The organism is Pseudarthrobacter sp. 902506025 (genome assembly GCF_040702325.1).
Lineage (GTDB): Bacteria > Actinomycetota > Actinomycetes > Actinomycetales > Micrococcaceae > Arthrobacter.
The window spans coordinates 17,191-32,465 of the sequence record NZ_JBFBKW010000014.1; the positions used below are offsets into that span (position 1 = coordinate 17,191).

11 protein-coding genes are annotated in these 15,275 nt (G+C 68.0%); 4 read left to right on the forward strand and 7 right to left on the reverse strand.

The features are described 5' to 3' along the window. Positions 1–12: 12 nt before the first annotated feature. The 3 genes from AB0280_RS19680 to AB0280_RS19690 all read right to left on the reverse strand — a co-directional run bounded on the left by AB0280_RS19680 (position 13) and on the right by AB0280_RS19690 (position 5,751). Entirely contained in the window at positions 13–3,447 is a 3,435-nt protein-coding gene (locus AB0280_RS19680; RefSeq protein ID WP_366368480.1) for a glycosyltransferase family 39 protein, read from the reverse strand. A 74-nt stretch (positions 3,448–3,521) separates the two neighbouring features. Then, the gene (locus AB0280_RS19685) at positions 3,522–4,997 is read right to left on the reverse strand and encodes a sensor histidine kinase (protein WP_366368482.1); all 1,476 of its coding nucleotides are present in this window, start codon (positions 4,995–4,997) and stop codon (positions 3,522–3,524) included. Positions 4,998–5,010: 13 nt separating this feature from the next. Further along, complete coding sequence (locus AB0280_RS19690) at positions 5,011–5,751, reverse strand: response regulator transcription factor (protein ID WP_159632959.1); 741 nt, start codon at positions 5,749–5,751, stop codon at positions 5,011–5,013. Between the two features lie 226 nt (positions 5,752–5,977). Here AB0280_RS19690 and AB0280_RS19695 point away from each other — a divergent pair, with 226 nt between their 5' ends. The 3 genes from AB0280_RS19695 to AB0280_RS19705 all read left to right on the forward strand — a co-directional run bounded on the left by AB0280_RS19695 (position 5,978) and on the right by AB0280_RS19705 (position 9,227). Further along, positions 5,978–6,898 carry a hypothetical protein gene (locus AB0280_RS19695; protein WP_307487983.1) on the forward strand — a complete coding sequence of 307 codons (921 nt, stop codon included), beginning with the start codon at positions 5,978–5,980 and terminating at the stop codon, positions 6,896–6,898. A 567-nt stretch (positions 6,899–7,465) separates the two neighbouring features. Further along, positions 7,466–8,332: a winged helix-turn-helix domain-containing protein gene (locus tag AB0280_RS19700; RefSeq protein WP_159632957.1), complete on the forward strand. Its 867-nt coding sequence runs from the start codon at positions 7,466–7,468 to the stop codon at positions 8,330–8,332. Positions 8,333–8,699: 367 nt separating this feature from the next. After that, complete coding sequence (locus AB0280_RS19705) at positions 8,700–9,227, forward strand: SixA phosphatase family protein (protein WP_159632955.1); 528 nt, start codon at positions 8,700–8,702, stop codon at positions 9,225–9,227. Here AB0280_RS19705 and AB0280_RS19710 read toward each other — a convergent pair. Continuing rightward, positions 9,196–10,134, reverse strand: coding sequence for a LysR family transcriptional regulator (locus AB0280_RS19710; RefSeq protein ID WP_307487986.1), 939 nt, complete (start codon positions 10,132–10,134; stop codon positions 9,196–9,198). The two genes, AB0280_RS19705 and AB0280_RS19710, sit on opposite strands and share 32 nt — an antisense overlap. A 72-nt stretch (positions 10,135–10,206) precedes the next feature. On the opposite strand from AB0280_RS19710, the gene AB0280_RS19715 reads away from it, so the two are divergent. Beyond that, positions 10,207–11,211, forward strand: coding sequence for an EamA family transporter (locus tag AB0280_RS19715; protein ID WP_307487988.1), 1,005 nt, complete (start codon positions 10,207–10,209; stop codon positions 11,209–11,211). A 604-nt stretch (positions 11,212–11,815) separates the two neighbouring features. On the opposite strand, the gene AB0280_RS19720 is transcribed toward AB0280_RS19715, so the two are convergent. The 3 genes from AB0280_RS19720 to AB0280_RS19730 are packed head-to-tail and all read right to left on the reverse strand — an operon-like array spanning position 11,816 to position 15,230. Further along, a complete protein-coding gene (locus AB0280_RS19720; RefSeq protein ID WP_224024916.1) occupies positions 11,816–12,463 on the reverse strand; it encodes a TetR/AcrR family transcriptional regulator in 648 nt (215 codons plus the stop codon). Next, positions 12,460–14,496, reverse strand: a complete 2,037-nt coding sequence (locus tag AB0280_RS19725) for a YhgE/Pip domain-containing protein (RefSeq protein ID WP_366368486.1) — start codon at positions 14,494–14,496, stop codon at positions 12,460–12,462. The genes AB0280_RS19720 and AB0280_RS19725 overlap by 4 nt, the downstream gene beginning before the upstream one ends. After that, entirely contained in the window at positions 14,493–15,230 is a 738-nt protein-coding gene (locus AB0280_RS19730) for an ABC transporter ATP-binding protein (protein ID WP_366368488.1), read from the reverse strand. The genes AB0280_RS19725 and AB0280_RS19730 overlap by 4 nt, the downstream gene beginning before the upstream one ends. Positions 15,231–15,275: the final 45 nt, after the last annotated feature.

Consider the following 15,275-nt stretch of genomic DNA (forward strand, 5'->3'; position numbering starts at 1 on the left):
GGCCATGGCGGGCTACTTGGCCAGGTCGTAGACGGTGGAATTGCCCACGGTCTGGGCCTGGAAGTTGGCCTGCACCCAGGCCGCCACCTCCGAGTTGCCGCCCCGGCCGCCCATCCCGCCACCCATGCCGCCGCCCTGGATGTAATATCCGATCTCGCCCTTGGACACCATGTCCTGGAACTGGGCGAGCGTGGGGTACGGATCCCCGCCGTTCCAGCCGCCGAGTGCGATGACGTTGGTGTTCGTGGCAAGTTCCAGGCTTGCTGCCTGGCTGGCGCCGGAGACGATCGCGGACCACTTCGTGGTGGTGGAGGAGAGCAGCGCGGTCACTGCGGCATCGGCCGTTCCCTCACCGGGGCCGCCGGCCCCGCCGGGACCACCGGCGCCGTCGGCTGCGCCGCCCATTCCGTTTGCGGGGTCAAACCTGTCGGTTCCGGTGGCGGCGTCCGTACCGCCGGTGCGGTCGCCGCGGAAATCAGCTGCCCGGTTCCCAAAGCCGCCTGCCGCCGAACCTGCCGGCCCCGACGTCGGAATGGAACCCGAATGCGCGGACGCTGCGGTGGCCACGGTCCAGGCACCCGCCCCGAGTCCTCCGGCCAGGAGGGATATGACGACGACGGCGACAGCGCCCGCGCGCCGGAACCGTCCGGCGGTGCCGAGGCCGTCAACGCGGAGCAGCAGGCCGGCGGCGGCAAGGACGCCAAGGACGATGACGACGATGCGCAGCCAGGGGAGCCAGGACGCGTCGCGGCCCAGGAGGACAGCCGACCAGATGGAGGTGCCCAGGACCGTTGCGGCCAGGACAATCCTGGCCGGCCAGGACGCCCGGCCGCGCCAGAGTTCCACGGCACCGGTTCCCACCAGTGCCGCGATCGCAGGTGCCAGCGCCACAGAGTAGTAGGGGTGGACAATGCCGCTCATGAAGCTGAACACACCCGCGGTGACCAGGAGCCAGCCGCCCCACAGGATCAGCGACGCACGGCCCATCGAGGTGCGGACTTCCCGCCGGGTGAACCAGAGGCCGGCAACCAGCAGGACGAGGGCGGCGGGCAGCAGCCAGGACACTTCGCCGCCAAAGCTCGTCCCGAACATCCGCAGCAGGCCAGCAGCGCCGCCGAATCCACTGTTGCCGCCGCCGAAACCGCCGCCGGCGCCGCCGGGCCCGCCGGCCGCTCCGCCGCCGGGCATGCCTTCACCCGAGCCGGTGATGCGGGCCAGGCCGTTGTAGCCGAAGGTCAGCTCCAGGAAGCTGTTGGTGGTGGACCCGGCCATGTACGGGCGGGCTGAAGCCGGGGTCAGCTGGAAGAGGGCGATGTAGCTGCCGGCCACCACGATGATGCCTCCCAGTGCGCCCACGAGGTGTGCCAACCGGCGGCCGATCGGGGTGGGGGCGGCCCACAGGTAGGCCAGTCCCAGCGCCGGAACGACCAGGAAGCCCTGCAGCATCTTGGTGAGGAAAGCCAGTCCGATCACGGCTCCGGCCGCAACAAGCCACTTCCAGCCAGCCCGTTCGGTGGCCCGGATGGTGAAGTATGCCGCCAGTACCAGGCACAGGGTGAGCATGGCGTCGGGGTTGTTGAACTTGAACATGAGCGCAGCCACGGGCGTCAGCGCCAGCGCGGCGCCGGCCAGCAGCCCTGCGGCCGGTCCTGAGACCCTCTTGACCGCCAGGTAGAGGACGCCGACGGCGGCCACGCCCATGAGTGCCTCGGGCACCAGCATGCTGAGGGACGAGAATCCGAAGATGCGGCCCGCCAGGGCTGGAATCCATAGTGCCGCCGGGGGCTTGTCAACCGTGATGGCGTTTCCGGCGTCGAGCGAACCGAAGAGGAACGCGGTCCAGTCCTTGGTGCCCGCCTGGATGGCGGCGGCGTAGAACGAGTTCCCGTAGCCGGTGGCTGCAAGGTTCCACAGGTACAGGACCGCCGTGGCCACCAGGAGCGCGGCGGCCGAGGGGCGCACCCAGCGCGGTTGGCTGCCGAACGCGTAGCGCGTCCAGCGTGGGGTGGGTTGTGGAGCTCCTGTGGCAGAGGCCGGGCCACCGGCGTTTGCGGGCAGCGGTGCGGCAGTTGAGCCGGCGCCTGCCGGTGAGATGGTGGAGGTCATGGTGCACCCGTTTCTGTGGAGGTGGTCGGCCTGGGTTGTCTTGTTGGTGCCGGCTCCCCGGAAGACCCAGAGCCGGAAAAGCAGGAACCGCACTGCCGTGGCCGCCAGGTTCGCCGCGACCACGGTGAGGACTTCCATCCACCGGTCGGGCGTCGTGGTCCGGTGGACCAGGGCGAGCGCCCCGGAAGTGAGCACCAGGCCGATGCCGAACACAATCAGCCCCTCAAAATGGTGCCGGACCGGGTTTCCGCCCTGGATCCCGAACGTGAAGCGCCGGTTGGCCCCGGTATTGGCCACGGCCGTGACCAGCAGGGCCAGGAAGTTGGCCAGCTGCGGATCCATGAAGCCCCGGCAGAACAGGAAGATCAGCAGGTAGGCCAGCGTTGAGGCGGCGCCGATGGCGGCGAACCGGACCAGTTGGCCGAACAGGCTGCTGCCGTGGGTCTGTTCGCCAGCCCGCGACGACGCCGGGAGCGGACCCCTGGCAAGGGCGGCGCGCAGTTCCGGAACCGGGATGCGGCCGTAGACCAGATCCCGGGTGAGCCGGGCCATTCCACGGACGTCGGCCAGCGCCGTGCGGACCACGTCCACGCTGGAGTCGGGATCGTCGACCCAGTCCACGGGAACTTCGTGGACGCGCAGGCCGCAGCGCTCAGCCAGGACCAGCAGCTCGGTGTCGAAGAACCAGGAATTGTCCACGGTGTAGGGGAGGATCTGCTGCGCGACGTCGGCCCGGATGGCCTTGAACCCGCACTGGGCGTCACTGAACCGGGCTGCCATCAGGGAGTGAAGCATCAGGTTGTAGCTGCGCGAGATGAACTCCCGCTTGGGTCCGCGGACAACCCGGGAGTTGCGGGTCAGCCGGGTGCCGATTGCCAGGTCGGAATGGCCGGAAATCAGGGGGGCCAGCAACGGGGGGAGGGCTGCCAGGTCGGTGGAAAGGTCCACATCCATGTAGGCCAGGACCGGCGACGGGGACGCGAGCCATACCTTGCGCAGCGCGTTCCCGCGGCCCTTCTCATCAAGGTGGACCACGGCGACCTCCGGGAACTCACGGGCCAGCCGTTCGGCGATCTTCAGGGTCCCGTCCGTGCTGGCGTTGTCCGCCACGGTGATCCGGAAGCTGTGCGGAAAGGTGTCGCGCAGGTGTCCGTGGAGCCTGCGGAGGCATTCCTCAAGGTCGCGCTCCTCGTTGAAGACGGGGATGGTGACATCAAGGACGGGGACTGCGGTGCGCGTGTCCACGGGGGCGCGCCGCACGGCACGTCCCGGGGAGGGAAGGCCCGGCGGCGCCACCGCGGCGTCCTGCAGGGTTCCTGAAGTGTGGTCGGTGAGCGTCATGCATCAAGAGTGGCGCCGCCTGATTTGAAGGCTTTAGGCACAACCTGTGACGCGGCTGTGTAAGTCAGGGCGCTTCAGGGCTGCGCGGGCCCGGCCGCCGGAAGGCGGACCGCGAACTCGGTCCTGCCCGGCCGTGACACCAGTTCCACGGTGCCGCCGTGGGCCATGACAATCGATTCGACAATGGACAGACCCAGGCCCGAAGAACCCTCGGAGCCGGAGCGCGCGGCATCGGCCCGGGTGAAGCGCGAGAAGATGCTGCCCTGGAATTCGGCCGGGATGCCAGGCCCGTCGTCGGTGACCGTGACCACCACGCTGCCGTCGGCCGAGCGCATCACGCCGGTGGTCACGGTGGTGCCGGCCGGGGTGTGCTTTCGGGCGTTGGAGAGCAGGTTGGCCAGCACCTGGTGGAGCTGGGTGGTGTCCCCGCGGACCGTGACGGGTTCGTCGGGCAACTGCAGCTGCCACGCGTGGTCCGGGGCCATGACCTTTTCGTCGCTGACGGTTTCCACCACCAGCTGGGTCAGGTCCACGTCGGTGGCTTCGGTTGCCTTGCCCTCATCCAGCCGTGCCAGCAGCAGCAGGTCCTCCACCAGCGCGGTCATGCGCTCCGACTGGCTTTGAACCCGCCCCAGCGACTTCTGGCCGTCCTCGGTCAGGGGTTCGGTCATGCGCATCAGCTCGGTGTACCCGCGGATGGCGGTCAGTGGTGTTCGAAGTTCATGGGATGCGTCGGCAACAAACTGGCGCACCTTCGTCTCACTCCGCTGGCGTGCTTCCAGCGCACTGGAGACGTTGTCCAGCATCAGGTTCAGGGCGTGGCCCACGCTGCCCACCTCGGTGGTGGGATGCGCCGCAGAGGGCGGCACACGGACAGCGAGCGCAACCTCACCGGCGTCCAGGGGGAGCTTGGACACTTTGGTGGCGACGTCGGACAACTGTTCCAGCGGCCGCATGGTCCGGCGGATCAGGGCAGTGCCGGCCAGCCCGATCAGGACCAGGCCGCCCAGCGAAACCAGCACCATGGTCAGGACCAGCGAGGCCTCGGTGCTCTGTTTCGTTGCCAGTGGCAGGCCGGTGATCACCACATCGCCGTACGGGGTTTCGGTTGCCATCAGCCGGTAGTCGCCGTTGGACAGCTCACGGTCCACCGGTATGCCGTCGTGGGGGAGTGCCTGCAGGGTGGCCGCGTCCCGGGCGGTCAGGGCTGTGCGGGTGGCGTCCGAGGAGAGGAAGCCCGCTTCCCGGCTGACCTGTCCGCCCGCCACCCTTGCATTGAGCGTTCCCACGCTTTGTCCGCGTGCGTCGAGGGGGTCGGGACGGCCGGAGGGGTTGCCTTCCGGCGGCCGGCCGCGGGATGCCAGCTTCAGCTGGGCGTCCAGCTGGTTGGTGAGGACCACATCCATGGAGGCATAGCTGACCACGCCGATCGCACTGGAGATTGCCACCAGGAGGGCCATGGAGAGCAGGATCAGCCGGGTGCGGAGGTGCCAGGTTGAGGGGTTGAACCAGGAGCGGCCGGCAGGCCGGGGGACACCGGAAAGAGACACGCGTTTCCTCCGGCTAGTCTGCGGGCTTGATGACGTAGCCCGCGCCGCGCACGGTGTGGATCATCGGCGGATGGTTCGCTTCGATCTTCTTGCGCAGGTAGGAGATGTACAGTTCCACGATGTTTGCCTGGCCACCGAAATCGTAATCCCACACGTGGTCAAGGATCTGGGCTTTGCTGACCACGCGTTTCGGGTTCTCCATCAGGTAGCGGAGGAGTTCGAACTGGGTGGCCGTCAGCTGGATGTCGTCCCCGGCACGGGTGACTTCCCGGGTGTCCACGTTGAGTACCAGGTCGCCCACCACCAGCTCGGCGGTGTCCATGGCGGCCACCCCGGAACGCTGGACCAGGCGGTGCAGGCGGAGCAGGACTTCCTCCATGCTGAAGGGCTTGGTGACATAGTCGTCCCCGCCGGCGGCCAGCCCTACGATGCGGTCCTGGACGTCGTCCTTGGCAGTCAGGAAAAGCGCGGGCACCTCCGGCGCGAAGGCGCGGATCCTGCCCAGCAGCTCCACGCCGTCGAACCCTGGCAGCATGACATCGAGCACCAGGACGTCCGGGTGGAAGTCCTTGGCGAGCTTCACGGCAGTGGGCCCGTCGCCGGCCACGGCCACCGACCAGCCTGCCATGCGCAGGCCCATGCTCATCAGTTCCGACAGGCTGGGCTCGTCATCCACCACCAGGGCGCGGATCGGGGAACCGTCCGGGTGGGTGAGCTGGGGAAGGTTGTTGGTCATGGGGTGCGGGGATGCCATGGGACAACTCTCCGATCTGTCGGTTTGCCGATGCTTTGACGTTGCTGTGTTCCGGCTGTGAGCTCCAGCCTAGCCACCTGTGACCCGGCGAGGTGGCCGGCTTGGCTGTGGCCCTGGCAGGTCACAGGCAGGCTTGGTCCGCCGCACAGCCCCTGCACAGCAAAGCGGCACAGCCTGTTGGGACAACAGCACCACCACCAACACCGACGACTTCTTGGAGAAAGCCATGGAACAGCAAGACAACGCCTACCCCGGGGCAGCAGGCCACAACGGCCAGGCGGACCCGTCCGCAGAAGGCCGAAAGCAGCCGGGCCAACCGGCCCCGGTGTGGGAAGGCGCGGCAGATGGTGCCGCCCGCGACGATGCCGCGCAGGGCTGGGGCGCCCCCGTTCCCGGTTCGCCTTCTGCGGCGTGGGGTACGACGACGGCGCAGGGCCAGGTGCCCGACTCCGGCATGGGATGGGGCGCACCCCGGCAGTACGCACCCACTGATTCGACGCGGGCAGGGAAAGGGAACTGGACCGCGAAGAAGGGGCTCCTGGTGGGTGGCATTGCGGTGGTGGTGGCAGCGGCAGCCGGTGCCGGCGCCTATGCTGCCGGAAACGGGAGCGGAACGGCCTCGGCGAACAATGGCCAGGGCGGCACGGGTGCCATGGGCCAGTTCGGCCCGGGGAGCCAGGGCGGCATGACCGGTCCGGACGGCCAAAGCAGCACGGGTGGCGGCATGGCAGGTGGCATGGACGGCGGCATGGGAATGGACGGCGGGCCTGGTGGCCTGGGGATGGGCTCGGCAGGGCTCAACGCAGCCGTCCACTCCGAATACGTTGTCCTCCAGGGCTCCAGCTACGTCACCATGGCGGGGCAGGCCGGCACCGTCACCGAGATCTCCGGCACGTCCATGACCGTAAAGAGTGAGGACGGGTTTTCCCGGACCTACGCCGTGGGATCAGACGTCCAGGTGACCCAGGGGATGCGGCAGCGGGGCGGAGGTTCCACCGGCACCACGCTCAGCCTCTCCAATGTGACCGCAGGGGCCAGCGTCCGGGTGACCGCCCTGAAGAATTCGGACACCTACACTGCCGAGACCATCCAGCTGGCTGCAGCCACCACCGCCACCACCCCCAGCCAGGGCACCAGCAGTAACTGACGGTGGCCTGAAACGATGTTTGGACTGTCCTGCCTCCGGCTCAGCGGCGTTCGCGGGCAAAAAAATCTGCTGGGGGCAGGACATCGGTTGGACACGCCGCAGAGGTCCGGGGGCGATTCCACGTCAAACGGTTGAATTTCGGACACATTCGGTAAACTTCCATATAGGCGAAGATTATTCTGAATACGCTCAAATTTTGGCCGTTTGCCGATTCGAGCGTCCCAAATCATCCCCGCTGCCGAAATAGTGACATGCGGCACAATTTGCGGATCTGTCTCACAATGCGGACGATTCGGTCCATTGTTACTTGCAAGTTGGCATTGTTACGCGGCACACTTCCAATGTGAACAAGAACTCAACAGCACCTGCAGCCGCAGAATATTGGCCCAGCACATCCGCTGCTGCCGACATGCGCTGTTGTCGAATGCACGCCTGACCTTCCCACCCACCGAAGTTCTTAGGCATTCGCCCCCAAGCCCAGCGTCGGGCGTCCCTCCCCGGTCCGCGTGACGGGGAAACCAGCATTCGAGCCGCGGAGCCGGCCATTTCACATTGAGGTAAGCATTCATGTCAGTTGCATCCGGATACGTCCACATCTCTGTCCGTAACGCCGCCAAGGCCGGCCAGGCCACCGGCCTCCGCCCCGGCTTCGGCCCGCGTCCCTCGCTTGCTCCCTCCGCATCCGGTAGCAGCTTCCCGGCCCAGGGCTTCGCCCCGCAGGGTTACAACCCGAATTCCTACGGCCAGCTTCGCGCCGTGCATCCCGCCGAGTCCGCTCCCGTTACTGCCCCTACCCCTGTGGTGCCCGGTGCAAACCAGGTCCGCCCGGTAGCCAACGACAACGTTGCCCGCGGGTTCGTCCTCTACATGGGCATCGATGAGGAGACCGCGGCGGCAGCAGGCACCTCCATCGCCAAGCTTGCGCAGGAAATCCGCGCCTACGCCCAGTCGCTTGTCTCCGGTGCCGAAAGCTACGCTGCCGTGGCGGTCGCGCCGGCGGGCACTCCCGGTTCCGCGCTCGACGTCGTCCGCTCCACCTTTGGCGACCCCACGGTCAACTCGCGCCAGCGCACCGAAACCCCGCGCCCTGCCCAGCCGCAGGAACCGCGTCCCTCCGGTGTGCTCATCGACCTCGCCCGCCGCGAAGTCCACCTGGACGGCGAATCCCTGAACCTGACGTTCAAGGAGTTTGAGCTCCTGAACTACCTCGTCGAAAATGGCACCCGCACCGTGGGCCGTGACGAGCTCCTCGAGGGGCTGTGGCGCAACGCCGAAGAAGTGCCCAACGAGCGCACCATCGACGTCCACATCCGCCGCCTCCGCTCCAAGCTCGGCCGCCTCGCCAACACGGTCCGCACCGTACGCGGCCAGGGCTACCGGTTCTACGAGCACCCGGAGGTTGTTGTCTGGGCCGCTCCGGAGTACTCGATCTAAGTATCTTTCGCGCGCGAAGGCGACCTGCTCCTGTGGAACTGGTCGCCTTCGCTCTCGCGAGGCATCCTTCGGCGCCTGCGCTCGTGCCTCACGCAACAACGGCGCCTTCGCGATGCCTCGCTACGCTGCGGCGACCTCCTCTCCTAAATGCCCCTTTTTGGCATCCTGGGCCCTCTCCAAGCACTGTGCCTTCGCGGTTGCTTGGCCTCGCGTCACTAAGGGCATGCTTTTGAGCTCTGCTTGAGTGGTGAAGCCTAAGCCCCGGCCATGGATGTTCCCGGGCGAGGCTGAAAGCGTGCTCTCCGTGACGGTGTTTTCGCTGCCGGGTCCTGCTTCGCGTGCTTTTGGCTGGCGCTAGGCTTGGGCCATGAGTTCGCACCACGTTCGACGCCTTGTGATCATGCGCCATGCCAAGGCTGACTGGCCCGGCGGCGTGGCTGACCACGAGCGGCCGCTGGAGGAACGCGGACACCGGGAGGCGCCGCTGGCCGGGCGCTGGCTGCTCAACCACAACATCGTCCCGGACTTCATTCTGTGCTCCAGTGCCCTGCGCACCCGGCAAACCTGCACCTGGGTGTGCTCCGAACTTGGCGACAAGGCCCCCACGCCCAAACTCGAAGACGGCCTGTACGCGGCATCGGCCTTGCGGATGCTGACAGTGGTCAACCATGTGCCGGACACCGTGACCACGCTGATGCTGATCGCGCACCTGCCGGGCGTACAGGACCTGGCCATGCACCTCGCCTCGCGGGATTCCGACCACGACGCCTACATGGACGCCGCCACCCGTTTCCCCACCAATGCGCTCACCGTCCTGGAGACGGAGAAGCCGTGGGCGGAACTCGACGGCCAGGACGCCCGGATTACCCGGTTCGCGGTGCCCCGGGCCCACTAGCTGCAGCTCCACTGCCGGCAATCCCGCGCAGCAGCACGGCCACGTGCCTGATGCCCGGGCTGGCCGTCATGGTCCTGCGATGGACCAGCCCCACCTGCCGGGCCTGGATGGGGTTAACTACAGGAACGGCCACCACGTCCGGAGGCAGTGCCGGCCGTCCCAGGCGGGGCACCAGCGCAACGGCCACCCCCTGCTCCACCAACGCAATGTGGGTCGCAAAATCGGGGTCGTAGATCCTGATGTCCGGGACCCGCCCAAGATCGGCGAAAATCCGCAGGAGCGCTTCATTGCAGATGGCGCCGTCGGGCGTACTGATCCAGCGTTCGTCCACCAGTTGTGCCGGCTCCACCTCCGCCTGGCGTGCGAGCGGATGACTGCTGTGCACCAGGACGTCCGCCACGTCCTCGCAGAGCCATTCAAGCGTCAAGTGCTCCGGGATCACCAGGGGCACCGAGTTCCAGTTGTGCACCAGGCCCAGGTCCGCCTCGCCGTTGGCAACCCTCGCCACCGCCTCGCGCGGGTCCTCGGCCAGGACGGACAGGTCAAGCGCGGCCCCCGACTGACCGATCCGCGCCAGCAGCGGGCCCACCAGCCCCCTGACGGCAGTGGAAAAGGAAACCACGCGGAGGCTGCCGGTGGGTTTGGCCGGATCCGCCAGGAGGGTGGACTCAAGCTCCTCGAGCTCGGCCAGGATGCGCCGGCCGTAAGCCGCCAGGGCCAGCCCGCGCTCGGTCAGCAGGACGCCGCGGCCGCGGCGCTCCAGGACCGCGAAGCCGCCCTCCTTCTCCAGCTTCTTCACCTGCTGGGAAACGGCCGACGGGCTGAACCCCATCGCCTCCGCGGCGGCAATGACTGTGCCATGCTGCTCAATGGCCGCGAGGGCACGCAGTGACCCGATATCAATCATGAAGCAAAGGTACATGATTGAATGCTGAATTAGGCGCTGGTGCTTCATCCGCTGCTCTGCCACAGTAGGAGCGTGAACCTCCGCGATTCCCTCCTTGCCGTCGTCGTTGCCCTGCTGTGGGGCCTGAACTTCGTCGCCATTGACATTGGGCTCCACGCGGGCGGCCAAAACTTCCCCCCGCTGTTGTTCGTGGCCATGCGCTTTGTCCTGGTGGTTGTCCCGTGGATCTTCTTTGTGCGGAAACCCGCGGTGTCCTGGAAAGCCATCATTGGCGTGGGGCTGTTCATGAGTGCGGGCCAGTTCGGCCTCCTTTACCTGGCCATGGCGTTGGGCATGCCGGCGGGCCTCGCATCGCTGGTGCTCCAGGCACAGGTGCTGCTGACGGTCCTGCTCGCGGCGGCGTTCCTCGGTGAGCGGCCCAGCCGGCGCCAGTTGGCGGGGGTGGCGCTCGGCGTGGCCGGACTCGCCCTCGTGGCGGTGGGACGCAGCGCCGTGGCGCCATTGCTCCCGCTGGTCATTGTCCTGGCCGCGGCGCTGTCCTGGGCCGCCGGGAACGTCATTGCCCGGAAGGCCAGGGCAGCCTCGGGCCTGGGGCTGGTGGTGTGGTCCGGCGCCGTGGTTCCGCTTCCGCTGGCAGCGCTGTCAGTGCTGGTGGACGGGCCGGGAACCGTCTGGGAGTCGCTGTCCTCTCTTCAGGCACCCACCATGCTCAGTGCCCTGTACACCGCTGTTTTCGCCTCACTGGTGGGCTACGGAATCTGGAACCGGCTCCTGGCGACCCACCCGTCGTCGGCCGTTGTTCCTTTCACCCTGCTGGTCCCGGTTGTGGGCATGAGCGCTGCGTGGCTGGTCCTCGCGGAGGTGCCGTCACCGACGGAGCTGGCGGGCGGAATGCTCCTGTTGGGCGGCGTGGCGACGGCGGTGCTCACCAGGGCCGGAGGGCGGCGTCAGCGGCGGGGGAGCGGGCCGTTGCCGGACCTGGGTGCCGGCCTGGGCGAAGGCGGGGCGGACGACGACGGGCGCCGGGCTGCGGAGGACGTCCCCCGGGCTGGGGTTCGGGGAGCCGACGTCCGCTGAGCGGCAGATCCTTGGGCGCCGTCTCCGTTGCCGCCTGTCCTGGGTGCGCCTGTCTTGGGTGCGCCGGTCCGGGGCATGGCAGTCCTGGGTGCGGCAGCGCGGGGGCCGCGCGCCGCCGTCGCACCGGTCCGCTGTGAGGTCCCGCGTTGTGATGGGCCGCGCTGGGCCGCCTGCCGCGGCGCCGGCCTGCGCGCCGCCGCCGTCCGTCGCTGCCCCGGCCATAGGGCACCCAGGAAGAGGACCCCGAACGTGGCCACCAGGGCGCCCGCAGCGCCGATGAAGTAGTTGTCGGGATCGTCGGTGGGCAGCGGGGTGCCCAGGAAGGAGGACTGGCCGTCGAACGCCAGCTCCCACGTGCTGAGGAATGCCAGCGAAAAGCCAAGGGCGAGTGCGGTCCCGGCGCCGGCTGCAAACAGGGCAAAGCGGCGCCGCCTCGCCAGGATCTCGGCGACAGCGGCCAGGTAGGCCAGCCCCAGGACGCCCAGGAACGCGAGGAACACCGGCTCTGCAAGGGTCATGGCCGTGAGCACCAGCAGCCCTGCAGCAACGACGCCGCAGATCACCGCGAACTTTCCGCTCTTCCCCGTATGGCGCATGTGCTCCATCATCCCTGAGGAGCTGGCCCCTTCAGGACGTAGCCGCGCATGATGGCCATGATTGCTGCAACGCTTTGGTCACGGGTGCGCTCGGGGTTGTACGTCTGCCGGTCCAGGCCCACCACGAAGCACGCACCGAAGATGGCTGTTTCCAGGCTTCCCCTGGACACGGAATCGTCCACCGGGTAAGCCTCGGCCACTTTTTCCACGGCCTGGCCGATGACTTCCAGGAGCTCCCCGCGCAGGACGGAAAACGTGCCCTGCCATTCGCTGGGAATCCGCCAGTTTTCGCTGACCCACAGGCGCGCGAAGGACGGGTACTCCGCCATGAAGTCCATGGCCTGGCCGATCATCGCTTCCATGGCGAGCAGCGGGTCGCGGCCCGTTGCTCCGCCGTTGGCGGCCTCGAGCAGCCGCGCCTTGAGGATGTCCACGCCGTGCCGCAGGAGCTGCGCGATCAGCTCCGACTTGCTGCCGAAGTTGTAATAGACGGTGCCCTTGGAGACTCCGGCAGCTGCCGCGATCTCATCCACGGTGACGCTGGCGGCCCCGCGCTCGCCGATCAGCTCCATGGAGGCGTCGAAGAGCTTCTGGCGGGTGGCGTTGGTCCGGGCGGGCCGCAGCCCCTTGCCCGCGGACGTGGGTTCGGTGGTCATACCGCGATCTCCGGCTTCAGGGTCTTGAGTTTCCAGTACTTGTTCTTGCGCACCGCGAGCGTGGACATGGCCGCGCCCAGCACCGTGTAGCCCAGCAGGCCCACGAAGGTGGGGGCAATCATGGACAGGTCCCCGCCGTAGACCAGGTGCCGCATTCCGGTCACCACGTATCCCATGGGCAGGACCTGGTGCACCACATGCAGCGGCTCGGGGGTGGTCTGCCACGGGAACGTGCCCCCGGATGACACCAGCTGCAGGACCAGCAGGATGAGCACCACCAGCTTGCCGGGGGAGCCCAGCAGTGCCACGATGCCCTGGATGAGCGCGCTGAACGCCATGGCGGCGGCCAACATCAGCAGCCACATCAGGACCGGGTGGGCGGGATTGAGCCCCAGCGCGAGGTCCGCCACCAGGGTCAACAGGGACGCCTGCACCACCGAGACCAGGAAGAAGGGCAGCCAGCCGCCCAGGGCGATCTTCCACGACGGTGCGTTGGAGGCCAGCGCCCGCTGCGTGATGGGGCGCATGGCCTGCACCAGCATGAAGATCCCGATCCACATGGCGAGGGTGAGGAAGAACGGTGCCAGTCCTGCGCCGTACGATCCCGCCTTGGCCTGCGAGACGTTGCTGACCGCCACGGGATCCGCCATCACCTGGGACAGGTTGCTCTTCTGCGCGTCGTCGGGGTTGGGGACCTGTCCGGCACCCTTGCCGATCTCATCGGAGAGGGTGCGCGAACCTGTGGCGGCCTGTCCCGCCCCGTCCGAGAGCTGGGCGGCCCCCGCATCAACCTTCCGCGCTCCGTCGGCAAGGCCGGCGGCGCCGTCGACGGCGGACTGCTCACCGGCTGCGAGCGCGGCGGCACCCGTGTGCAGCTGGTCAGCCCCTGCCGAGGCCTGTGCGATGGCACCCTTGAGTGCCGGCATCCCGGCTGCGAGCTGGGATGCGCCGACACTCACGGCCTCGGACCCGGTGGCCAGCTGCTGGACCTGGGCAGCATCCGCCTGGATTTTGCCCTTCGCAGCAGCCATCGGGCTGGCCGCGGCGGTGGCATCGAAATCGGCCAGGACTTTGTCCGCCTGCGCCTGGGTGAGGACGCCTGACGCGACGAGCCTGCTGTTGGACTCCACCACGCGGTTGCGGAGGCCCTGGTCCACCGCCTCCAGCTGGGCCGCCACGTCCTGCACCTTGGTGTTCAGCTGTGCGTTCCCGGCGGCAACCTGGGCGGCGCCGGAAGCGAGGGTCTGGGTGTCGGTGGGCAGGGTGGCTGTCTTGTCCTTGAGGACTGCCAGGCCGCTGCTGAGCTGCCCCGCGCCGTCGGTTAGCTGGTTGGCCCCGTCCCGCAGCTTGAGCTGGCCGGCGTACAACTGGTCCGCGCCGCTGCTCAGGGCTGAGGTCCCCTCGTGGAGGGTGACCGTTCCGTCCCGGAGCGTGGCTACGCCGTCGGCCAGCTGGGAAGCGCCGTCCGCCGCCTGGACCATCTTGGAGTGGATGGTGCCGAACCCGGTGAGCAGCTGGTTGGCGGTTTCCTCGCCCACTTCCTTGGCCACCGTGGTGTGCACGGCAGTGGTCAGCTTGTCCACGATGGTGCTCAGGAGGTAGTTGTTGGCGTCGTTCGTGGTCACGTTCAGCATGGCCTGGCTGGCCGAGTCAAAGCTCCCGGGGGAGACCAGGTTGGCGGAGAAGTCCTTCGGGATCTTCAGCGCGAAGGCGTACTGGCCGCTGCTGACGCCGGCATCGGCTTCCGCTGAGCTTTCCACCGGCACCCAGTGGAACACGTTGCCCTCCACCAGGCTGTCCGCCACCTTCGCCCCTGCCTCAAGGCGCGTGCCGTCGGCGTTGGTGGCGCCGGAGTCCTCCACCACCAGGGCAGCATCCAGGTTGTTGAGGTGGCCATAGGGATCCCAGTTGGCGTACAGGTAAACGGCGCCGTAGAGCAACGGGACCATGGTCAGCGCCAGGATGGTCAGCTTGGGCAGGAGCCCACCGGTCATGCGCTTCAGTTCGGAGCGGGCCAGCCGCAGGACAGTCACTTGGCAACCTCAGTTTCGAGTTTGGTTTCCTGGTTTTCCGCCTCACGGACGGTTTCCGCGGTCTCTGCTTCCCCGGTTGGTGCGGCGTGCTTGCCCGCGGGGGCAGGCTCGGGTGCGGCATTGCCGATCCCGGCCACGGGGCCGTTCCACGAGGCGGGGACGGCACTGACTGCCGCCACGACGGCGAGCGGCCGGCCGGCGTCGTACGCCAACTCCTGGAGGCGCGGCAGCCAGGTGAGCTCATCCGCACTGTGGCGGTCCGGCGAATCGACCACCAGCAGGTCCGTGCGGGGGTTGGCCAGCGCCAGGGCGGTCAGCAGTTCAAGCCGCCGCCCGGGTTCCAGCTGCTCGGTCCACAGGCCCGCGATGTCCTCGAAGCGGTTGACCTTGAGCCAGGGGCCGCTGAGCAACGCTCCCCGGTAGCGGCGGGGTATCAGGGCGAGGTCTTCGGTCACCAGGTCGCGGACGCTGAGGTGCTCCTCGGGTTCGTTGACACCCGGGGAGTCCACCAGGGCTGCGGCCAGGCGGAGCTGCTTGGTGCGGGAACCGCCGTCCCAGCTGAGTTGCCCGGCGGCTGCCCTCATCCTGCCGCTGAGCAGCAGGGACAACGCCGTGCGCTGGTCCTGCCTGTCGCCGGTCACGAGCAGCAGTTCACCGCGCGCCACCCCCAGGGAGGTGGGGGGAAGCAGCGGGTCCCGGCGTCCTTTGGCCTGGAGCTGGTGTGCTGAGAGCAAGGATTGCCTTTCGCAGAAGAAGTCTGCATCAAGGCTAACCGAACT